Annotated in this window: 19 protein-coding genes; 7 read left to right on the top strand and 12 right to left on the bottom strand. The window is 54.1% G+C overall.

The window, feature by feature from the left end; all coding sequences use genetic code 11:
- Window positions 1–246 precede the first annotated feature (246 nt).
- The gene (tsaB, locus tag MFFC18_RS10515; RefSeq protein ID WP_075081519.1) at window positions 247–1,035 is read right to left on the bottom strand and encodes a tRNA (adenosine(37)-N6)-threonylcarbamoyltransferase complex dimerization subunit type 1 TsaB; all 789 of its coding nucleotides are present in this window, start codon (window positions 1,033–1,035) and stop codon (window positions 247–249) included.
- A gap of 126 nt (window positions 1,036–1,161) precedes the next feature.
- Here tsaB and MFFC18_RS10510 point away from each other — a divergent pair, with 126 nt between their 5' ends.
- Window positions 1,162–1,914 (top strand): metallophosphoesterase family protein, encoded by a 753-nt coding sequence (locus MFFC18_RS10510; protein ID WP_075081520.1) that lies wholly within the window; start codon window positions 1,162–1,164, stop codon window positions 1,912–1,914.
- 38 nt (window positions 1,915–1,952) lie between these two features.
- Window positions 1,953–2,699, top strand: a complete 747-nt coding sequence (locus tag MFFC18_RS10505) for a metallophosphoesterase family protein (RefSeq protein WP_075081521.1) — start codon at window positions 1,953–1,955, stop codon at window positions 2,697–2,699.
- Window positions 2,700–2,839: 140 nt separating this feature from the next.
- On the opposite strand, the gene MFFC18_RS10500 is transcribed toward MFFC18_RS10505, so the two are convergent.
- Entirely contained in the window at window positions 2,840–5,293 is a 2,454-nt protein-coding gene (locus tag MFFC18_RS10500) for a hypothetical protein (protein ID WP_148618799.1), read from the bottom strand.
- Window positions 5,294–5,351: 58 nt separating this feature from the next.
- Between MFFC18_RS10500 and MFFC18_RS10495 the strand changes: the two genes are divergently transcribed.
- The gene (locus MFFC18_RS10495) at window positions 5,352–5,996 is read left to right on the top strand and encodes a hypothetical protein (RefSeq protein WP_075081523.1); all 645 of its coding nucleotides are present in this window, start codon (window positions 5,352–5,354) and stop codon (window positions 5,994–5,996) included.
- Between the two features lie 402 nt (window positions 5,997–6,398).
- On the opposite strand, the gene MFFC18_RS10490 is transcribed toward MFFC18_RS10495, so the two are convergent.
- The 5 genes from MFFC18_RS10490 to MFFC18_RS10470 form a co-directional block, all read right to left on the bottom strand.
- Window positions 6,399–6,677, bottom strand: coding sequence for a type II toxin-antitoxin system RelE/ParE family toxin (locus tag MFFC18_RS10490; protein ID WP_075081525.1), 279 nt, complete (start codon window positions 6,675–6,677; stop codon window positions 6,399–6,401).
- Window positions 6,677–6,919: a ribbon-helix-helix domain-containing protein gene (locus MFFC18_RS10485; RefSeq protein ID WP_148618798.1), complete on the bottom strand. Its 243-nt coding sequence runs from the start codon at window positions 6,917–6,919 to the stop codon at window positions 6,677–6,679. Before MFFC18_RS10485 ends, MFFC18_RS10490 begins: the two co-directional genes overlap by 1 nt.
- Before the next feature lie 810 nt (window positions 6,920–7,729).
- A complete protein-coding gene (locus MFFC18_RS10480) occupies window positions 7,730–8,587 on the bottom strand; it encodes an ABC transporter substrate-binding protein (protein WP_075081527.1) in 858 nt (285 codons plus the stop codon).
- Window positions 8,588–8,621: 34 nt separating this feature from the next.
- The gene (locus MFFC18_RS10475) at window positions 8,622–9,476 is read right to left on the bottom strand and encodes a prephenate dehydrogenase (protein WP_075081528.1); all 855 of its coding nucleotides are present in this window, start codon (window positions 9,474–9,476) and stop codon (window positions 8,622–8,624) included.
- A gap of 299 nt (window positions 9,477–9,775) precedes the next feature.
- Complete coding sequence (locus MFFC18_RS10470) at window positions 9,776–10,528, bottom strand: gamma-glutamyl-gamma-aminobutyrate hydrolase family protein (protein WP_075081529.1); 753 nt, start codon at window positions 10,526–10,528, stop codon at window positions 9,776–9,778.
- Between the two features lie 518 nt (window positions 10,529–11,046).
- Between MFFC18_RS10470 and MFFC18_RS10465 the strand changes: the two genes are divergently transcribed.
- Window positions 11,047–12,009, top strand: a complete 963-nt coding sequence (locus tag MFFC18_RS10465; RefSeq protein ID WP_075081530.1) for an RsmB/NOP family class I SAM-dependent RNA methyltransferase — start codon at window positions 11,047–11,049, stop codon at window positions 12,007–12,009.
- 340 nt (window positions 12,010–12,349) lie between these two features.
- On the opposite strand, the gene MFFC18_RS10460 is transcribed toward MFFC18_RS10465, so the two are convergent.
- The 3 genes from MFFC18_RS10460 to MFFC18_RS10455 form a co-directional block, all read right to left on the bottom strand.
- Window positions 12,350–12,835 (bottom strand): hypothetical protein, encoded by a 486-nt coding sequence (locus MFFC18_RS10460; RefSeq protein WP_075081532.1) that lies wholly within the window; start codon window positions 12,833–12,835, stop codon window positions 12,350–12,352.
- 229 nt (window positions 12,836–13,064) lie between these two features.
- A complete protein-coding gene (locus MFFC18_RS24930; protein WP_157664980.1) occupies window positions 13,065–13,232 on the bottom strand; it encodes a hypothetical protein in 168 nt (55 codons plus the stop codon).
- A gap of 289 nt (window positions 13,233–13,521) precedes the next feature.
- Window positions 13,522–15,369, bottom strand: a complete 1,848-nt coding sequence (locus MFFC18_RS10455) for an ABC transporter ATP-binding protein (RefSeq protein ID WP_075081534.1) — start codon at window positions 15,367–15,369, stop codon at window positions 13,522–13,524.
- Window positions 15,370–15,625: 256 nt separating this feature from the next.
- On the opposite strand from MFFC18_RS10455, the gene MFFC18_RS10450 reads away from it, so the two are divergent.
- Window positions 15,626–15,928 carry a hypothetical protein gene (locus MFFC18_RS10450; RefSeq protein ID WP_148618797.1) on the top strand — a complete coding sequence of 101 codons (303 nt, stop codon included), beginning with the start codon at window positions 15,626–15,628 and terminating at the stop codon, window positions 15,926–15,928.
- Window positions 15,929–16,139: 211 nt separating this feature from the next.
- Here MFFC18_RS10450 and MFFC18_RS10445 read toward each other — a convergent pair whose 3' ends face one another.
- The gene (locus tag MFFC18_RS10445) at window positions 16,140–18,293 is read right to left on the bottom strand and encodes a Tex family protein (RefSeq protein ID WP_075081536.1); all 2,154 of its coding nucleotides are present in this window, start codon (window positions 18,291–18,293) and stop codon (window positions 16,140–16,142) included.
- Between the two features lie 124 nt (window positions 18,294–18,417).
- Here MFFC18_RS10445 and MFFC18_RS10440 point away from each other — a divergent pair, with 124 nt between their 5' ends.
- Window positions 18,418–18,654 (top strand): RNA 2'-phosphotransferase, encoded by a 237-nt coding sequence (locus MFFC18_RS10440; RefSeq protein ID WP_075081612.1) that lies wholly within the window; start codon window positions 18,418–18,420, stop codon window positions 18,652–18,654.
- A gap of 69 nt (window positions 18,655–18,723) precedes the next feature.
- Window positions 18,724–19,338: a methyltransferase domain-containing protein gene (locus MFFC18_RS10435; RefSeq protein ID WP_075081537.1), complete on the top strand. Its 615-nt coding sequence runs from the start codon at window positions 18,724–18,726 to the stop codon at window positions 19,336–19,338.
- 242 nt (window positions 19,339–19,580) lie between these two features.
- Here the strand turns inward: MFFC18_RS10435 and MFFC18_RS10430 are convergent, their stop codons facing one another.
- Complete coding sequence (locus MFFC18_RS10430) at window positions 19,581–20,495, bottom strand: endonuclease/exonuclease/phosphatase family protein (protein ID WP_084416668.1); 915 nt, start codon at window positions 20,493–20,495, stop codon at window positions 19,581–19,583.
- Window positions 20,496–20,668 lie beyond the last annotated feature (173 nt).

The following is a 20,668-nucleotide window of genomic DNA, read 5'->3' as shown; positions in this document are numbered from 1 at the left end:
AAACGGATTCATTTCACAGCGAAACAGTGAAATTTACAGTGTGCACCTGTCGCACAATGAGCCACGTGGTCTCACCTGTCAGTTTGACGGCGGCTCGATCAGACTCGGGATGCGCGAATGCAATCGCACGCATAAACGCTGGTGATTCGAAGACTGATCTATTCGAAAAGAGAACAAAATTGGCTCAGCTTTTTATAGTCCGCCATGCGATCGGGTTTCCCTCACATCGCCCCAAATCGCACGCCGCTAGGAGTCGTCAGCCGCGCCTTTCGCCAAACGGACCTCTTCCGCCGCGCTGGGGCGAAAGTAGACGGGCTCGATCGACATTAAATCATCGAAGTCCTGTTTCTCAAGCTTGACTCTCGCCAAGGCCGCAACGTCGACCGCATCGCAAGACGCGACGGTTCGATCGGGCAACTCAACGCCAGTGGCTGATGCAATTTGCTGACTGAATGAAAAAGCGCCCGATCCGGTCACATGGTCGCCGTGCTCCAGCATATCGATCAGAGCCTGCCGTTCGTACAAAGCCTGTGGGACTTCAACGCTGAGTCCACCGTCCTCCGCGACAGAAAACTTTGCAGCGAAAACCTGCTTGCGTTGGGCATCTGAAACGGCCCAAATCTTCGTACCGATATTAAGCTCCCGTTCCCGCCGCAGTCTGTCGGCCGAGACTTCCAGCGAATTGACGACAATCACCGGCAGTTTCCACGCATAGCACAGCATTTTCGTGGCCACGACTCCGACACGCAAACCGGTGAAAGCGCCCGGGCCTTTGGTTACCGCGATGGCGGCAAGACAAGTGGAATCGACGTTGGCATTTTGCAAGGCGTCCTGAATCAGGGACACGAAACCTGTTGATTTCCCGATCTGGCTGCGTTTATCGGACTGGCTGATCCACTGCTGAGAATCGATTTGTGAAATCACTTCCGGGCCGGAGGTGATGCAAACGGACGCATTTTTCTCCGATGTTGCCAGTGAAAGCAGTAGGGAGGGTTTTGAGTTTGATTCGGCCATCGCGGCGAAACCTGACTTCATTTGGACTTGGGGACGTGTTGATCGAGGGTGTAATTCGGGGGCGTTTATGTTAACCTGTCGGTTTGGTTACGAAACTCCTCGACGACCTTTTCTCCTTCTCGCTACGCTACGTCCCACCAGGCTTTTATGAAACGGGCTATCATCAGTGACATTCACGGGAACCTTGAAGCGCTCACGCAAGTGCTCCAAAAAATCCGTGACCTAGGAATTTCGGACATCGTTTGCCTTGGCGACATTATTGGCTACGGTCCCAATCCGATTGAGTGCCTGGACCTTGTGATCGACAACTGCAGTCTGACGATTCTGGGCAACCATGATCAAGCAGCGATCTTCGATCCGGAGAGTTTCAATCCCGTCGCCATCAAAGCCATTTTCTGGACTCGGGAACAGCTTGAATCGGATCGCTCTTCTGCAGGAGACCGTCGCTGGGATTTCCTTGGTGAGTTGCCGCGGCGTCATGACGAAGGAAAGTATCTGTTCGTTCATGGATCACCGCGAGATCCGACGAACGAATACGTTTTTCCAGAACACGTTTACGAGAAAGAACTGTTGGCTCATCTGATGAGCCGATTTGAGCAGTATTGTTTCCAAGGGCACACTCATATCCCTGGTATATTCCTGGACAGCGGAAAATTCATCCGTCCTCATGAAACCGATTACTTCTTCCGCCTGGGCGAAGAAAAGTGCATGATCAACGTTGGAAGCGTGGGTCAACCTCGTGACGACGATGCCAGAGCCTGTTTTGTGGTTCTCGATAGCGAAGAAAACACGATCGAATATCATCGTGTCGAGTACGACAACGGCAAGACTCGTGATAAGATCCTTGGTATTCCGGACCTCGACGACATGTTGGGCAATCGCCTTTTGGGCGGGCGTTGATCAAGTCGACCAATAGAACCTCACTTTGAAGCCGCGCTGTGACAAGACGAGCCATTATTAGCGACATCCATGGCAACCTTGAAGCGCTCACAGCAGTGCTTGAGGACATTGAACGTGAAAACGTCGATGAAATTTTCTGTCTGGGCGATGTGATCGGTTACGGCCCGAACCCTCGTGAGTGCATCGACCATTGTCGTGAGTTTGCGTTGACGTTGTTGGGCAACCACGACAACGGAGCTCTTTTCGATCCCGATGGTTTCAGTTCTGGTGCCGAGAAAGCGATCTTCTGGACACGCCAACAGTTGGAAGATCCTTCCATCGACGGCGCGGCGGAACGCTGGGACTTTCTGGCCAAGCTCCCGCGGACTCACCGAGTCGAACCTTTCATGTTCGTTCACGGTTCTCCTCGCAGCCCGTTGAACGAGTACGTGTTTCCGGAAGACGTCTACAACACGCGAAAGATTGAGCGGATCTTTGGGTTCATTCATCAGTATTGCTTCCAGGGTCATACGCATGTGCCTGGCGTGTTTACCGAGAACTGTCGTTTTTACGCGCCGCAGGAAATCGGAAACAAGTTTTCGCTGAACGAACAAAAAGTCATGGTCAACGTTGGCAGCGTTGGACAGCCTCGCGATGGTGATCCACGTAGTAGCTATGTTATCGTGGACGACATGGAACTGGAATTCCGTCGTATCGAATACGATCCCGAAGTCACCCGTGCGAAGATTCACTCGGAACCAGGCCTCGACGATTTCCTCGGCGATCGATTGATCGAAGGACGATAGAGTAAGCGGACTTCTGCCCACGGGCGAGCTTCAAAAAAGCCAACGGACTTTCGACAACAACCAACGGACGTTCGACAACAGCCAACAGCGTTACCGGGTGATACTGTTCCGCATCGCGACGTGCGGGCCGCTTTCCAACTTCACTCCACGACTTGCCATTTTCCGCTGTTGCAATCAAGTCGAGCCCAGAACGGGTGCAGCCGATCGCCGCGAGTTCGAGCGTCTTCCAGCATGATCCGTGTTGAAGGCGTAACGCCTTCGCGAAACTCTTTCCCGCGTCCGGAAATGCGAACGTTCTTCTCAAAGTTCACGTACTCGTTCGACAACCACAGCGTCATCCCGCGTCCAGCCTTCGAAGGCTTCAATATGAAATGATTGACGTCCGACTCTGGCTTCAACTCGCCTTGAATATCCAACGCATTCAGCGCCCCGTCGGTCCAGGTTTTCGGCCACATGACGTTCCGCAGTGGAAAACCATGCAGTTCAAGGAACCAATAATAGTTGTCCCAGGGACGCAGTGAGTTGACCGAAAATTCGAAACCGGCAGGATCCGGTAGTCGACGTTGTTGGTACTGCATCCAGGCAAACATCGATTCGACATCATCAGGAAACGATTCGTTCGCCAATCGACCAATGTACTCAACAAGCAGCAAATTCACGTATCGCCCCGACAGCAGCCACTTGTTCCAGGTCGTCAAATTCGCACTCTGCGCCAAGCGATCGCCTTCGCCAACAACCGCGTAGATTGACAGAGGAATGTCTCGATTGGTCGCATGTACCTTGGCAAACTTTTCGATCACACCGCCGATGGTAATCAGCCCGGCAAAATGCTCCGGATGAGCCAGTCCGACGTCGTACACCAGATTCCCGCCTTTGCCACGGCCGTGCAAAAAGACTCGATCGGTGTTTACTTGGAACCTTTGAAAACAGGCTCGCATCGCGCCCAACACCGTTGCATGCTCACGCGCGGAATATCCCGGAGTCGTCTGGCCAGGGTTCGCCCACTGAACCGCCGCGACGATCACTCCGTTTCGCGACGCGCGGCCGACACGACCGACGTTCTTTATGTAGGCCGTATTGAAGCTGTCGAGCTGTTTTTCAACCGGCACTCCGACGTCCGGCAACGTCAACAACAACGGGTAACGCTTGTAAGGGCTGTATTCGACCGGCAAATGGACCAACACTCGAAAGTTCTGTTCGCTCGGATGGGCGCGAGTTCCCGGCACCGAAACTGAAAACTCGATCGGAGCTTCACCCGTGTAACCAGCCGTCGCGGTTTCGTGCATCGGAGGTTTCATCTGAGCCAACATGCTGGCCAGGAATTCCGCGTTGTTGCCAGACTCCAGCGATTTTAGCTCCTCCAGCAGTTCACGATGTCGGTTCGGATCGCCGCTCAGAAGATACTCCTTCACCAACTCACGCATGCGAAACATCGATTGAGCCAACGCAAAGTTCGGCGTCGCGCTGTTGCTGCCCAACAACCAACCGCTGATCGCAAGGGCAACTTTCTCCTGATCTTTTTGCGTCACGTCGGCAGCTTGAACCAGATAACTGTCAAGTCGCGTGACATTTGACGACACCAGTTCTGACTCCAGTTCCGCCAAAAACTTTCCCAACATCGCTTCCTGATCCGCCGTGATCGCAGCCGGTGGATTCTGCTGGAAACGCTTCACCAATTCGACAACCTTTGTCCGGACTTCGACGACTTTGGCGTCCGCCTGATCCAAACCGGTCAGCAAATCCTGAAGTTCGAGCAACTGGTTCGGGGCCACGCCGTCTTTGTTCATATTCTCCCCACCCAACTCACGTGCGAGATGGGTTTGGCCATTGTCAATCCGCTGTCTGATCTCGCGAATGATCTGCCTGGCCTGATCCTGTCGCACACGTTGGCGATTCGTTTCAACCTGCTCCTTGCGCTCAGGAAAGCGACGTTCGATCAGATCCAGTTCTTCAAGTGCTTCGCCGAAACGTTGAGCCTGCAGGAAGAAATCGAAAATATTGAAGTACTCGACCGGGCTATCGCTGCGAGAAATCTGATTTCGCAACAGCTTTCGCAGCACATCAACAGGAACCGCTCCGGTGCCAATGCTCATCCTGTACGACGTCTTTGGGCCATCCGTTTTCAATGAGCTCAATTCGACGTAGCTGGGCGTGATCTTGGTGATGCCCTGGACAACATTTTTGGGGCCGTGCTTGGTGGCCACATTGATCACCCGATGTCCGTACTGGTTAAAGCGATCTTCCCAATTCAGAATTCCGACCGCCGGTTTCTTGTCGATCCCGTCCTGCCAAATCGGAAACTGGATCTCGCTAAAGCGCAATGGAACTGGATCTTCGTTAACCAGGTAGTTCTTGCCGACATAGACGCGTCGCAAGCCGTTGTCGATGACGTAGCAACTGGCCCCGGAATCTGGCGGGACTTTCATGGTGCTGAAGCCGTTGACGGCGTCGATCCGACCTTCAATCCGCTGGCTGGATTTTAACGTGACGGCTACGGGAATCCCGTTTTGTGCCGCTGAGATGACTTGAATGCATCCGATGCACAGAATCACAACGACGGTTCGAATCAGCGCGTACAAAGATTTACTTTTCATTGCCATCTCACCGGTTTCCTCATTTTGCCCCGTACTTCATTATATTGTATCGGAACGAATGAGGAGCAAAGCCATCGAAAACGAATCCAGCAATCCATCGGTTCGCGAAAGCCACATCTGGGTTTCACGACGTTTGATCTATGGCCAAGCCGCGTTGCTGGGCGTTTCTGCCGCAACGTTTTTTATGCTCGGCATGATGGTCGGAAGCTTGACGGCGCCTGCAGGTTCGGGATCGACCGGCAATTCGACTGGTGCTGCCTTTGTTGAGGACTGCAGAATCTCCGGCGTCGCGATGTGGCGCAGCAGCGGACGTGAGCTTGCCGACGTGGGCGCAGTGGTGGTTTTACTTCCGCGTGGTGCTCAGCCAGAAAAACGGCAAGCCCCGGGACTGATTATGCCCGACACTTTCGTTGCGTTGGACAATCCGACGATCGAAGCTATCCACAATTCCGGCGGCGCCGTCGTTCGAACCGATGGCGACGGGAAGTTCAATGTCTTGGTCGACCGGGATCGCGAGTACCGCTTGTTGCTGGTTTCGAAGAACCGCCGCACGACGGGTCGTCAGCTAACCGAACAGCAGAGCAAATTGCTGGAGTCCTGGTTTGCTCCGGCCGAGAAGCTGATTCGGGACAACGATTTCCAGTGGCACAATGTCGACGCTTCGAGCGACTCAATCGATGTTGGCATGCTGTCGTTCGATTAGCCAGCAGCCTTTTTGCTTGTCAACCCAAATCGCCGACACTAATATGCCAACTGTCCTTTTCCGTATTTTACGACATGCTGTCGTACATAATCACGTTAGGCGACTCAATCTAATCCTATGGTTGAACTTTGGCGCAGCCTTCGTGTTGGTGACCGTGTGCGCATTGCACATATACCGCAGGACTTCGCGGGTGCTCCGGACACATACCGCCTCCACGACGAGACGCGCGAGCTGTATGAACATCTGGTAGCAGAGGCCACAATACTAACCGTGACCGAGATTGACGACTGGGACGCGCCGTGGATCGACTACACTTGGGTTCGGAACGGCATAGAAGAATTCCACTCGCTGGGCCTGAACCACGATGGATTGGAACGCGTACCGTGATGTGAACTAACTCGATCACATGTCGCGACTTCCATGAATGACGCGCGACACTTCGATCCCGCCCTCAATTGGACGGAAGAACACGACGTATTGCCCAACGCTGAACGAACTGCAGCCCGGGATTCCGAACCCTTTTCGTTCTTCACCCACGCCTGATTGCGTTGCGATCGTTTCACAGGTTTCTCGCAGTTTCAACAACCACTCTCGAGCTGCTGTCGGCTTGTCGCGCGCGATGTAGCCAACGATTGACTCAAGGTCGTCGTCTGCTTCTGGCGCGTAGACAACTTCCGCCACTACAACTCTCCGCGTTCGATCTCAGCAATCCGTTTTTCAGCTCGCGAATATACTTGTTCGGATGGGACGCCCTTGCCAGCATCAAGGCTAGCAAAGCCCTTCGCAACTTCCTCTCGAAGAGTCTCTCGAGCTTCAAGCATTCGCAAACCTTCGGTCACCACCTCCTGCTCATTCAAATATCGACGACCGTTAACCATCTTTTGTACGAATGGCTCCATGCTGTTTGGAATATCTGTACTCATTGTTTGCTCCACGATTTCCGAGATTCACCGGTCGCCCAACATGGTTTCTACGCAAGGGACTTCGGCACACCTTCCATTATAGGCGACGCGGGCAGCCCTTGGTAGAATCATTCTTAGCTAGGCATCGCTCGCTTCGTTTAGGGCGGTGTCGTAGAAACCTTCCGTTATGCGACCGCAGATTGATCGAGAATCCATACGACTCTTCTACACTCTGCAAGCCCCGTGATAGTGGCTTACGTACATTGCGTCCGCACGCAATCGCCTCTGTCCTCGTAGCTTCCCTTTGGCTCATCATGATTGCCGCACTTTTGTGGTGCCGCGTTGTGACCGTTGCAGATGGCGATGTTTCACTTGGATACACTTCTCAACCAGATGCAACAGATCCGTATGGTCCAGATGTTTCGACACACATATTTTACATAAGTACGGTCGGTGCCTTGACTCTTATGGGCGTTGCTGTTGCGCTGTCACTCGCAGTCGTAAATGGAGTCATCGTTTACTGGCGACGCATGGCGTTCGCCTAACATGGTTTTTACGTCAATCCTGCCTCACGGCGGAGCAGACCGCGGCTTGGGCAAGGTGGTCGGTTACCTTTCGTCCAAAGCCAGTTTCAACACGTGGCTTGAAGTGCCGGCCCAAGTGAAAAGTGTCAGACCAGGATTCGTCTCCTTTCGCAAGGCAACTCAATCATTTGTCTGCTGCGATTCAACGCGTCCAATTAGCCAGTCGCCAATAGCGTCGGCTGTTGCAAGCGAAAGGCTTGTAAAAACGCGTGTTATGAGAGGTACGCCCACGTATCAGTTGGCGGCGCTATAGCTGGTGCCAAACATCGTCGGGTGTTGCCATCGGGGCGTCAACAATCCCCAGCCGATTCAGATACTGGATCACGATCGGCAGGGCGCGGTTGGGCATCGAGAAGCCTTCGTCCCAAACCGTTGCCGAAAACCACATCTCTGTTTCATGAGCATCCAGTCCGTAACGTTTCGAAATTCGCGGCACGGCGTCTTCGTACGAAACCAACTCGTCACAATGGTGATTGAGAACTTTCAACATTGAGCGGACTTCATCGGCGTGTTCTTCGAGCACGCTTTCGCGAACGCAGATCACAAACGCTGGCCAAATCGTTTTGCGAATTCCGACCAAACGGAACTCGCCATTCTCCACGAACGGATCCGTGGTCACTTTTTCCCAAAAGAAAACCTCCGCGTCCCCTGCAGCAAGGGCCTTTCTGGCGCCGTCGAGACCGCCAACGATTTCAAACTGTGGTGTCCCGGAGTCCCAGCCTCTTTCGGCAGCGTCAACGATCGACATCAGATGAGAACCGGATCCTTCGCGGCTGATCGCGTACTTGCGTCCTTTGATTTGTTCGACGGATTCAATGTCCGAATCTGCTGGAACATGGATGCCCCAAACCAGCGGCGATTCAACAAACGTCTTTACAATTCGCGACGGGTTGCCTTTAAGGATGTCCGCCACGGCTCCCTGCGTTAGCACGACTGCGACGTCGGTCTCACCACGGCGGAGAGACTTCATCATCGCGCCGGTTCCGCCCGGAAAATCCGTCCACTGAACGTCCAGCCCTGCGTCTGCAAAATCTCCGGACTCAATCGCCAGATGCCACGGGTAATTGAAGTGCTCGGGGACACCGGCAACGTTAAACTTCAACATAAAATCACTCTATCTCTACGCTTCAATTGGTAGTTTAGCCGAATCGCCCATCGCGTACTTTCCTGGCACGCGAAAACAGCTCGAACAAGCCATCGGAATCTCCGGCTTCAATCAGCTGTTCAAGAGACTCCAGACGGTCGCGATACAAAGACGTCATCTCCAGAATCGCATCCCGATTGTACTCGCAGATGTCCCGCCACATGGTCGGATCGCTGGACGCGACGCGGGACGAATCACGAAATCCCCCGGCAGCGAATTCGAAAATTTCGCTGACATAAGTCGTGTTTGCAACCGTTTCCACCAACGCATACGCCAAAACGTGAGGCAAATGGCTGGTCGCGGCCAGCACCTGATCGTGTTGGCCGACGTTGAGCAGTTGCACATTCGCTCCGCAAGTTTCCCACATCTCTGTGACCGCAGCGACGGCCGTCGGGTCGGTCGTTTCGATCGGAGTCAGGATGACTTTGTGATCGACGTACAACTTTGCGTCCGCATGGTCGACTCCGCTTTTTTCTTTTCCCGCAATCGGGTGACCGGGAACGAAGCGATCTGGCAGACGTCCGAAAGCGCGTTCGGCTGCGTCAACAACGGACTGCTTGCAGCTTCCGCCATCGGTAATGATTGTCTGCTCGCTGACGCAACCTTGAATCGATTTCAAGACGGCCTCGATGGCTCCGACGGGCGTCGCGAGGAAGATCAAATCTGCGTCCTTGGCGGCTTCGCATGGATCGAGCGTCCACGAGTCGATCGCGCCGAGATCCTGAGCACGTTTTAGATGAGATTCGTTGCGGCTACAGCCGACGATCTGGCGGCAGAACGATTTTTCTTTCAACGCCAGAGCCAGCGAACCGCCGATCAAGCCAACGCCAAAGATGCAGATTTTTTCCATGGTCCAATTTTATCGCGGAATTCGAATTTGCTCTACGGGCAGGGTCAAATTCAGCAGACAGGGGACGGCGGACCGGGCATGTGCTCGGCTGTTGCACTACGCCGACGTTGAGAAAGCTGACATAGCAACAAAAAAAGTGAGTGCTGCCCGTTTCAAGGCAACACTCACTTCCGGAAGGTTCCTGCCACCTGCATGCGCCGAATCCATTCGGCGTTTGAGTCTGCAATTGGCGGAAAGTGTTTTTACTGGGAGTCACATCATGCGGACCCGGAATTAATCCAGCCCGCAGGCGATCGGCTTTAGGCGACTGCTTTGAGCGACATGACTGGAACAGGCTCGCGGATCAGATCGATGAACTCTTCGAAGATACGAAGATCCAACGCTGAAGCGGCTTCGTTTTCAGGATGGAACTGGGTTCCGATGGCGATCCAATCCTGCATTTCGCTTTCGATGGCTTCGACGACACCATCCGGGCAGCGAGCCGTTACTGCGAATCCACTGGCGACTTCATCGACCGCCATGTGGTGACGGCTGCTGACGCGAATTTCTCCGTCGCCGTAGACACGCCCCATTACTGAATCCTGCGTTACATCAAGGCCATGGCGATGATTCGGATCTTGAGGGTCTTTGTGCGGTATGGCGGAAGAAAGATCGTCCGGAATGTGCAAGAACAGGTTGCCGCCCATGGTGACGTTCAGCAACTGCATCCCGACGCCGATTCCCAAAATTGGAGTCCGGCTGTCAGCGACCATCGACATCAACATACGATCGAATTTTTCGCGACGCGTGTCCATTTGACGAACGGAAGGGTGCAACATGAAACCATCACGACGTGGATCAAGGTCAGCTCCGCCAACCATGACGAATCCGTCGACTGTTTCAAGAACCTGAGCAACGTCGTCCTCGTTTGTCGTTGGAGGCAAAATCAACGGAATGCCGCCCGCACGGGCGATGCTGTCGTAGTAACCTGCCGTGACGACAGAGAAAGATGGCTGATTGCCCTTGGCTTGGCGAAAGTCAGCGTTGAGTCCGATGATTGGTTTACGTTGCATGGCATGTATCTCCTTAAGGCGCCCGTTTTGAGCATTCGCCACGAGTCGTTTCGTGACTGGGTTATGCGTAGGAGATCACTGAAAAACGCAGAGGCTCAAATGTTCCGAATCCATCCTGACCGGAGTGCAATTTGAGCGAGCAAGCTGATGTGGTAAATCTGTTACCAATCCGACGTGCTCGTCCTAAGCGGTTGTCGGCGACCTCCCTGAATTTGTTTTGTCGTAAGTCTTGTACAACGGGTGTGATTCTGAGGTCGCGCAGAAGTGTGTCAACGAATTCACGCCATCTTCCACGAATCAACAACGCAAGCACTCGATATTGTGCTAGCAGCCTGCGAGTGCTATCGTTTTTCGTCTTGCCATGAATCACCATACGCGGAATGGAGCCGCCCCTACACGGCGATAGCATCTCAAAATCGACGCGTTTCTTCGGGTTTCAGCCATTTTCGAATACGGTTTCATACCTGTGGCGATTCCCACAATTTTGTTTGCCCCACCAAAAGACAAGCTTTTTTAATATGCAGCCGGAATTCATTAGTGGCGAACATGGCCAAAGACTGACTGAAATCGTCGGGAAAGATCAAATCGAAGGTGTTTTGAAGAGTTTTGCGAATCCCAAAACCACCTCGTTTCGCATCAACACGATTCGCGGCTCTGTTTCCGAAACGATCAGTGCCGTAGAAAATCTGGGAGTAACGCCATCGCCGGTCGCGTGGTGCGAGGAAGCCTTTTTGATCCCGCCAGAACAACGTTCGCGATTGACGCATAGCGAACTTGCGGACGATGGATCGATCTATGTTCAAGGTCTGTCCAGCATCTTTGCCTCTACGGTGCTGCGGCCCGAACCGGAGCAGTGGAATCTGGATTTGGCGTCGGCGCCTGGCGGCAAGGCGTCTCACATGGCGGCGTTGATGGACAATCGCGGCAAGCTGTCGGTCGTGGAACCGATCAAGCCGCGGATGTACCGTTTGGCCGACAATTTGAAACGGCTTGGCGTGACGATTTCGCGAACGTATCTGATGGACGGTCGCAAGGTCGGTCGCAAAGTCCCGGATCGATTTGACTGCGTGATGCTGGACGCGCCGTGCAGCAGCGATTCACGAATCCGAGCCGACAATCCGGACTCATGGAAGTTCTGGAGCGAGAGGAAAGTTCGCGAGCAAGCCCGAAAGCAGAAAGGGCTGATCGTATCGGCGTTTCAATCGCTTAAACCGGGAGGCACGTTGCTGTATTGCACATGCAGCTTTTCCCCAGAAGAAAACGAAGCCGTCGTGTCTCATTTGATGGACGCGACTGATGGCGACGCGACGCCGCTGCCGATCGAAATGCCGTTTGACAATTGGCAGCCTGGCATAAACTCGTTTCGCGAGCTTGAGTTTGATGACGCGGTTTCCTATTCGCGTCGAGTCCTGCCAAACGAACACTTTGACGCTTTCTTTCTGGCCAGGTTCACAAAGCAACGGCCAAACCGGTCGAGCTAAAACAAACCAAAAGTGATGCGAAGAACACACGGTGCCATGCTCGTGCTGCCGTCCCACGATTGACGGAGCTTCACGACACATCGGGCGGTAGTGATCGCGACGATGCGAAAGATCGCTTCCTGAACTTCAACCAGTCTGGCAAGAGAAAAACGCTGCGCTGACGCGGAGCGACATCGGCCACCGCTTGCCAGATTCGTTTGTCACTCGCCCGGCTCAAACCAAAGAAACCTGTCCCGAATGGCCAACGGCTGCGAAACAACAAGCCGATGTCATCTTTGCTGTACTCAATGTGATCTTCAAACGAAGTGTGGATGATAATTTCTTTCGTGCGAAATCCTTTCTACTGAACACGGATTCTGACCTCACGCACGATGATGAAATCAGGGTACTGTTCGTACTCCTCTTTGCTCATCCACTTTGGGCGGCCAGGTCTTTCGAGTCGAATTGCATGGTCGTCATTGCCATAGCGAATTCCAGTTCTGAAATTCGCTTTTCGCTTTTGGTGCATCCGCAGCACATAGTGAGCCCCTCGCATTTCCATGCGAGTCATTTCAAACCCGCCCGCGAACGCGCGATCAGCAAGGAAAACGTTGCCTTTTTGAATCAGCGTATCGATCAGTCGAAACAGGCTCACCTCATGCGAAAACTTTCCTGCGTACTTGCCCAATGCGACTTCCAGAACGGCTCCAGGGGAAAGTGCAAATAACTCCAGCATCCGCATGATCGGAAAGCCGCAGCCTGGCGTTTGAGACCCAGGCTGAGGATACTCTTTCTGGTTCTCGGGCGTATCGGCCATGATGACGGTGGCTCCGTCAGTAACAATCACCTTGTGGTTTTTTCCATCGCCAATGTTCGGGAGTCTGCGATTCGATTGCTGCACCGCTTTGAGTCACGAGTCGTTGCATCGACGCTTCATCCAGTTTGTCACGAGCGATGCAGCAAGCTCCCGTCGCTGCCGAGCACGGACGTAGTCCTTTGACGGCACGCCACGCAACGAGTTTCGTGACTGCCGATACGCAGCCGTGGTTAATGCTCATCACTTGCGAAAGGAACACCTAGAGAGTGACAGCAGTCGTGTCGATTTGTGCTGCGTCGAGGATCGCCTTTGCATCTCCAAAGACACTCTCTATAGTTGTCTCAGAGAGCAGCGATACGAAAAACAGGCTGTCGTTGTTACGAGCTTCTGCCACGCGATGGCGGAGCGTATCGAAGGGACGAAACATGGGGCCTCCTTGCCCGAGGGATTGAAACGTCGAAATTCCAACCTCTCATTCGCAGGTGAGGCCCCTGTGCGTCAAGATGACATAACTAACCGATGCAACGGAACTTGCAAGCTTTAAGTGCCATTCGCTCTAGGCACTGCTTGGTAAACATGAGCGGCAAGCCGCTCATGTTTGGCCGCGTTGACGACATGAAAATCAATATGTCAAACAGTACCTAATAGCGGCGCTCTCTATCCGGAAGACGCGTTGGATGCGTCGTGCCTGATAGCGACTGGAGCGGTACTACAAACTACTGATACCCTTTCGCCTGGATCTCAAACAGATGAGCGTAGTGGCCATTCATCTGCATCAACTCCTCATGCGAGCCGCTTTCGATCATCCTGCCCTTGGCCAGCACGACGATCTGATCCGCCATGCGGACGGTGCTGAAACGATGAGAAATCAAAATCGCCATCTGCTTCTGAGTCACCTCGCGGAAGTGATCGAAAATGCGGGCCTCGGCTTCGGCGTCCATCGCGGATGTCGGTTCGTCGAGAACCAAAATGTCGGCCTGCTTCCGCATGAAGGCTCGTGACAGAGCGATCTTCTGCCACTGACCGCCCGATAGTTCGCGGCCGTCCTTGAACCAACGGCCAAGCTGCGTGTCGTAGCCCAGCTCCATCTCGTCGATAAACGGATCGGCCATGCCCTTTTCCGCGGCGGCGACCTGCTGGTCACGAGCCTCAAAATTTGCCACGTCGCCAACGCCAATGTTCTCGCCGACTTTCAGTTGATAGCGAACGAAGTCCTGAAAGATCACGCCGATTCGATCGCGGAGTGCTTCCAGTTGCCACTCGTTCAAATCCAATCCGTCCAGCAAAATCCTACCCGAAGTCGGTACGTACAATCGCGTCAGCAGCTTGATCAAAGTCGTCTTGCCGGATCCGTTTTCTCCCACCAGGGCCAGCTTCTGACCGGGCTGAAGATGGAGGCTGATTCCATCGAGCGCCAACGTACCCTTGGCCTTGCCCGAGTCCGGGTACCGGAAGGAGACGTTTTCAAAACGCACTCCGTCGCCAGGCTTCGGCCCCGAAGTCGCGGTGCCATCCTGAGTCTCGATCGGCTCTTCCAAAAACTCATACAGGTTGGAAAGATACAGATTGTCTTCATACATTTTGCCAATCGACGTCAACATCGACGCGATTGCCGATTGGCCCTGTTTGAAGATCAACAGGTACATCGTCATGCTGCCCAACGTGATCGCGCCAATCGCCGCCCGCCAACCGATCCATGCGTAGGCTCCATAGAACGCGATCGAACTAAGCACGCCCAGCAGGAATCCCCACATCCCGCGCTTCAGCGTGAGGGCTCTGTCCTCGGCATAGATGTTCTCAAAGATCTCGCGATAGCGTTGCAAGAACAGATCGCCAGCACCGTAAAGTTTGACTTCCTTGACGTAGTCTTCGCGGGCCAACAACCACTCCAGATAGTTCCGTTTCCGTGTCTCGGGGACTTGCCAACGAAACAGCCGAAACGCCTGGCCGGAGAAATAAGTCTCGACGAAAAACGCTGGCAAGGCCGCGATGATCAGGACAAGGACGGCCACCCAGGAAAACGTAATCAGCAGCCAACCATACGTTGCCAGCGTGATACTGTTCTGCACCAGCCCGAAGGTCTTCGTCACGAGGCTGAGCGGTCGAGAAGATGCCTCACGACGGGCTCGGGTGAGCTTGTCGTAGAACTCGGAGTCTTCGAAATGAGACAGCTCCAGCGTTTGAGCTTTCTCCAGGATCATGATGTTGACGCGTTGCCCAAGCAGAGCACGCAGCAGCGAGTTGGCGATCATCAGCCCGCGTTGCGCCGCCGCCATCAGGATCACAATCACGGCTTCCAGGCCAATCCATTGCAGCACGGCCCAACGATCGGCGGGCAAGTCGGTCTCAACGGCCAGGACGACGGCGTCAACGATCAGCTTGCCAACGTAAGCGATGGCTCCGGGTATCACGCCGGCGAAAATTGTCAGGACAAGAATCAGCAGCGTCAGTCGTTTGTCCGTGGTCCAAACGAGGTGAATGGCTTCTTTGCTGTAGCGAAAGACGCCGAAGAATCGGGACAGCGCGGAGGAGTTGTCTTTCTTGACTGGCGGAAGTGGACGCATCGAGTGAAAATCTGGATGTTGGACGGGTGTAGTGCCCTTCGATTATCTGACAGGATCATCTGGATGAACAGGACGCTGAAAATACAAGCCCGAAGCGCGAGCGAGTGAGTCCAGCACGTGAACTCACTCACTCATTCGCTCGCGCTTCGGGCTTGCATGGATTAGTGCGATGTTGCACGAGTTCGCAATTGGATCCGCTACAATAAGCGGGCCGCAGATCAACAATTGACCATCTTTAGCCTTGGAACGAACCGACATGTCAACGAACAAGGATGACAACTCATTGTCGCTGGGCAAGCCGACACCAGGCGTGCCGACCTTTGCCTGTTTGATCTACCTTTCACAAGACGATTCAGGGAAATCGATCGCTCGTGTCGCCAACCTTGGCGGCCTTCAAGCAAGCGCTGCTTCGCCCCGCGACGCCATGATGCGAGTCTGCCGTGAGTTCAAAGAGATCGTTCGCGGCGCCCACGCTGCGGGGGAAGAGATCGACTGGATCGATCCGCCGATGGAGCCAAAGCCTGGCGAACAGGTGCGGTCCATTCCGGTTCATTTGTAAACGGGCGGGATCGAATGGCGACTGCAGCGTTGCTTCGCCACAGCTCACACAAAGATCCATTTGCGTTTATTCGCGTCATTCGCGGGCAATGACTTCGATGTCATTCGTGAGAATTCGAGCGATTCGTGGACAAGTTAAAATGCGAGGCATGGAGTGCTGCGCCGCGTCAGCGATGAGTTCACAGGCTGGAAGCCTATGCCACCTTTTCCGATCAAAACTTTCGAGTCACCGAAATTCGCTTGCGATCGACATCGACTTCCAAAACTTTAACTTTCACAACGTCGCCAACGGAAACCACATCGTTCGGGTCGGATACGAACTCGTTCGACAACTGAGAGACGTGAATCAGGCCATCCTGATGAACGCCAAGATCTACAAAGGCTCCAAAATGAGTCACGTTGGTGATGACTCCTTCCAGAATCTGATTGGGTTTCAGGTCCTTGATGTCGTTCACGGCGTCGTTGAACTTCACGAACTTGAACGCGCTCCGAGGATCGCGTCCGGGCTTGGCGAGTTCCGAAATGATATCCTCGACGGTCGGAAGGCCAACTTCATCGCTGACGAATTCCGGAGCTTTCAACTTTTGCACAAGCGTAGGACTGCCGACCAGCTTTGCCAAATCGGACTTCAGTGCTTTCGCCATCCGCTTCGCCACCGGATAACTTTCGGGGTGCACGGCCGAGTTATCCAGCGGCTGTTCGCCGTCACGGATTCGCAGAAAGCCAGCCGCCTGAAGGAAAGCTTTCTTGCCCAGCTTGGGAACTTTCAGCAGCTGTTTCCGATCTTCAAACCGTCCGTTGGAATTTCGGTGCTCGACAATGTTATCCGCCAACTTGGGGCCGATCCCGGCGACATGCGAAAGCAGCGCCGCGCTGGCCATGTTCAGATCGACTCCGACGCTGTTGACGCAGGATTCGACAACGCGATCCAGGCACTTTCGTAACTTCGTTTGATTCACATCGTGCTGGTACTGGCCAACGCCGATCGATTTCGGATCCGATTTCACCAGCTCTGCCAGCGGATCCTGCAGTCGCCTCGCGATGCTGATCGCACCGCGAACGGTGATGTCGAGATCGGGGAACTCTTTGACGGCAAGGTCACTGGCTGAGTAGATCGACGCACCCGATTCGCTGACCATGACCTTCGCGATGTCGCCGAATTTGTGTTTCTTCAGAACTTCACCCACGAAAGCATCGGTCTCGCGAGACGCCGTGCCGTTTCCGATCGCGATCAATTCGACCTTGTGTTTCTTGATCAGATCAACCAGCTTTCCTTCGGCGCCCGCGACGTCATTTTTCGGAGCCGTCGGATAGATCGTCGTGTTGGTCAGGAACTGCCCCGTTTCATCGACGACCGCGACTTTGCAACCCGTGCGAAAGCCCGGATCAATTCCCATTGTGACTTTGGGGCCCGCCGGCGGTGCCATCAACAGGTCGTTCAGGTTCTTGCCGAACACTGCAATGGCTTCCTCGCCAGCGGTTTCTTTCAACTGCCCCAAAATCGTCGACTCGGTCGCGGGAAGCAGCAATCGTTTGTAACAATCCGTTGCACAGTCGTTCAGGTCGGAAAAAAACTCGAACTGCCGGTTGGTGACCAGACGCCGTTGCAGCGTTCGAATTTCCCGTTCATCATCGATCGCAATGCCAACGCGGAGGATGCCTTCGTCGGACCCGCGCAACATGGCGAGGACTCTGTGGCCGGGAACTCGAGCCAGCGATTCCTGGCGATCGAAATATTGCTCAAACTTGGCAGCACCTTCCGCGGACTTCTTTCCGCGTTTGACTTTTGAGCTGATCTTCCCGAACTTGAAAGCCTGATCGTACAACCACTGCCGCGTTTCGGCATCGTCGGCCCACTGTTCGGCGACGATATCAAGTGCTCCACTCAGAACCGCGTCGGTGTCCGGAAGTTCCTTTTTTGAATCAACGTATCGTTTCAAGACAACCGTTCGCGGCTGTCCAATCCGCTCCTGGAGCAGCATCAGATCGGCCAGCGGTTGCAAACCTTGCTCGCGAGCGATCGCTGCCTTGGTGCGGCGACGTGGCTTAAACGGTAAGTAAACTGCTTCGAGTGAACGCAAATCCTGACAGGTTTCGACTTGTTGCTTCAGCTCATCGGTGAGCACGCCCTGTTCGTTCAGGCTTTTCAGGATTGCGGCCATTCGTGCTGCCAACGCGTTGTATTTATCGACCGCGTCTTCGATGGCTCGCAACTGGATTTCGTCGAGCGTGCCGGTGGCTTCTTTGCGGTACCTTGCGATGAAGGGAATCGTGTTGCCGTCTTCGAGCAGGCGGATGGTAGATTCGACCTGGCCGACGCGAACGCCCAACTGTTCGGCAATTCGTTTTGAGATTTCTGGTTTCATGGCAAGTTCTAAGTGAGTGGTCGATTCGCCGGTTTGGCTTCGCGATCGGCCAGTTTATCAGCCCTCTGGCTTCCGTCACGGCGGGGTCACGACGAAAGTTTTGGTTTGGGTTAGACTGTGCCGCATGAACAGACGCCTTACGAAAATTAGCAAGTACCTGAGCTTCATCTTGCGACACCATCCCGAATCGATCGGTTTGAAACTCGATGCCGAAAGATGGGCGAGTGTCGCTGAACTGATCGAGAAAGCGAACGCCAGCGGCAAATCGATCACGCTGGAGCAAGTCCAACAGGTTGTGGCCAAAAACGAACACAGGATTTTTTCCTTCAGCGATGATCAGGCAAGGATTCGCTGCACTTAGACACCGTCGTTCAGGCCAGCTTCCGGGCCGTTGGCCGTTGGAAAAATTGGGGCGAATCGAACTTTAACTATGACACTTCAGTCGATCGACATCCCCGAAGACATCAAACAGCTTGCACATGACGATGCTGCGACGAATCTAATCGCCTTGGGGCACGAACGCATCGAAGCCTTCATGCAGGACAACGATTCGGTCACGGAGAACTTCGTCCGCTGTGACTTTCACTTGCTGGATCAGGCGTTGACGTGGATTGAGCAGAATCATCTGCTGACCGGTCGGCGATTTTGCGAGCTGGGTAGTGGGTTCGGCGTGGCGGCGATGTTGGCGTCGCTGCACGGATTGGAGTCCGTCGGGATCGAAGTCGAGTCCTATCTGGTCGATCAAGCCAGCGATCTTGCGGACGAACTGGATCTGCCGACCGCGTTTTATTGTGGCAGTTTCGTGCCTCGCGGTGTGTTGGACATCGAGCAACTCGGTTCGGAAGTCGAACACGTGGAGACTCACGAGGACGATGTCTATGAAGAAATCGGTTTGGCGATGGACGACTTCGATTTGTTCTTCGCGTTTCCGTGGCCGGGGGAAGAACATTTTTTCGAGGCAGTGTTTGAAGCGGGCGCGGCAGTGAACTCGCTGTTATTGACTTTCCGCGGGCGAGACGGGATGGGGTTGTTGCGGAAAGTTTAGCTCCCGTTCCAAAATTGATTCCGTGAGTTTGCAGTACCGCCGTTCGTAGTGCCGCCTTGAGGCGGAAGTTGCATGTCTGCCGGCTAAAGCCAGCGCTACGAACACGTGCTTTGTAGCTGCCTCTGGTCGCTGGCACGGATGTTGGGTTTCCATTCGGTCCAAACGTGGCGTAAAGAAAGCGGGTTGAATCACTCGCTTGCGCTTCGGGCTTGTATTTGGGTCGATTCGCACGAAGTATCAAGCTACTCCAACTTGGGCAAACGAAGTTCAGCAGTGACCGGGAAGTGGTCGGAAGGAAACTTGCCGTCGAAAGCAGTTCGGTCGATCGATGCGTTAAGGATCTCGATCTTTCGCGACGCTGCGATCCAGTCGATGCGAGCCCCTGAGTCAGTGCCCTTGAAAGCGTTGAATGTCCCAACGTTGTCTTTCGCATCCGGGTTCATCGCCGCGAATGTGTCAACGACCGGGGAAGGTGTCGCCGGGCTTGCGGTGGCGTCTTCGGCAAACAGTGCCGTGTACGGACCCGAATTGACTCCGGCGTTGAAGTCTCCGGTGATGATGACGTTCGAACCGCTCGGCAGCGACTCCACGAACCTGCGGATCAGTTTCGCACTTTCGGCTCGGGCATTCGCACCGCGATGGTCAAAATGCGTGTTGATCAAATAGAAAGCATGCTGATTGGTGCGATCCCAAAGCTTCAACCAGGTCGCCATTCTTGGCAGGGACGAGTCCCAGCTTTTGGAGCCTGGTTGGTCCGGGTTTTCGCTCAACCAAAAATGCCCTTCGATCAGTTTGTCGAATCGCGAAGTGCGAAAAAAGATTCCGCAATGCTCGCCTTTTCCATCCTTCTGCCGCGAGCGTCCGGCGTAAGTGAACTCCGTCAGTTTGTCGCCGATGTGCGCCGCCTGGAACTCCAAAGTTTCCTGCGTGCCGACAACGTCAGGTTGATAGTTTTCGATCGTGGTAACGACATGGTCTTTGCGATTGTCCCAGCTGTTGTCGCCGTCGTTGGCCAGCCCGTATCTGAGGTTGAAACTCAACACGCGAAGCGGTTCCTGTGCCGTGGCAGTGCCAATAAGCACGATGGATGAGAACACGAAGGCCAGCAAGATTACGACACGCCCGTGTACCTGTTTGCAGGAAGCGATTGAAGTCATTGAATCGGCGCTCTTTATGATTGAAATGGGAAATCAATAGTCAGAATTATAAACGTTTTGCCTGGGGATTTCGCGGCAGGCGATCGATTGACGCAATAAAGATCGTCTTCAGCCGAGCCGGTTGGCATCGGTTCACGTTGGCTGCAAAACGGTTAAACTGAAGTTTTTCCAAA

The sequence above is a fragment of the Mariniblastus fucicola genome, from assembly GCF_008087665.1.
GTDB lineage: Bacteria > Planctomycetota > Planctomycetia > Pirellulales > Pirellulaceae > Mariniblastus > Mariniblastus fucicola.
This window is presented reverse-complemented; position numbering and strand designations above follow the sequence as displayed.

Bases quoted from the DNA above. Each gene is read 5' to 3' on its own strand.
- MFFC18_RS10475 (WP_075081528.1), bottom strand. From the start codon at position 9,476: ATGGAAAAAATCTGCATCTTTGGCGTTGGCTTGATCGGCGGTTCGCTG.
- MFFC18_RS10495 (WP_075081523.1), top strand. From the start codon at position 5,352: ATGAGGAGCAAAGCCATCGAAAACGAATCCAGCAATCCATCGGTTCGC.
- MFFC18_RS10435 (WP_075081537.1), top strand. From the start codon at position 18,724: ATGACACTTCAGTCGATCGACATCCCCGAAGACATCAAACAGCTTGCA.
- MFFC18_RS10480 (WP_075081527.1), bottom strand. From the start codon at position 8,587: ATGTTGAAGTTTAACGTTGCCGGTGTCCCCGAGCACTTCAATTACCCG.
- MFFC18_RS10455 (WP_075081534.1), bottom strand. From the start codon at position 15,369: ATGCGTCCACTTCCGCCAGTCAAGAAAGACAACTCCTCCGCGCTGTCC.
- MFFC18_RS10485 (WP_148618798.1), bottom strand. From the start codon at position 6,919: ATGAGTACAGATATTCCAAACAGCATGGAGCCATTCGTACAAAAGATG.
- MFFC18_RS10510 (WP_075081520.1), top strand. From the start codon at position 1,162: ATGAAACGGGCTATCATCAGTGACATTCACGGGAACCTTGAAGCGCTC.
- tsaB (WP_075081519.1), bottom strand. From the start codon at position 1,035: ATGAAGTCAGGTTTCGCCGCGATGGCCGAATCAAACTCAAAACCCTCC.
- MFFC18_RS10430 (WP_084416668.1), bottom strand. From the start codon at position 20,495: ATGACTTCAATCGCTTCCTGCAAACAGGTACACGGGCGTGTCGTAATC.
- MFFC18_RS10470 (WP_075081529.1), bottom strand. From the start codon at position 10,528: ATGCAACGTAAACCAATCATCGGACTCAACGCTGACTTTCGCCAAGCC.
- MFFC18_RS10450 (WP_148618797.1), top strand. From the start codon at position 15,626: ATGTCAACGAACAAGGATGACAACTCATTGTCGCTGGGCAAGCCGACA.
- MFFC18_RS10440 (WP_075081612.1), top strand. From the start codon at position 18,418: ATGAACAGACGCCTTACGAAAATTAGCAAGTACCTGAGCTTCATCTTG.
- MFFC18_RS24930 (WP_157664980.1), bottom strand. From the start codon at position 13,232: ATGTTTCGTCCCTTCGATACGCTCCGCCATCGCGTGGCAGAAGCTCGT.
- MFFC18_RS10465 (WP_075081530.1), top strand. From the start codon at position 11,047: ATGCAGCCGGAATTCATTAGTGGCGAACATGGCCAAAGACTGACTGAA.
- MFFC18_RS10500 (WP_148618799.1), bottom strand. From the start codon at position 5,293: ATGAAAAGTAAATCTTTGTACGCGCTGATTCGAACCGTCGTTGTGATT.
- MFFC18_RS10445 (WP_075081536.1), bottom strand. From the start codon at position 18,293: ATGAAACCAGAAATCTCAAAACGAATTGCCGAACAGTTGGGCGTTCGC.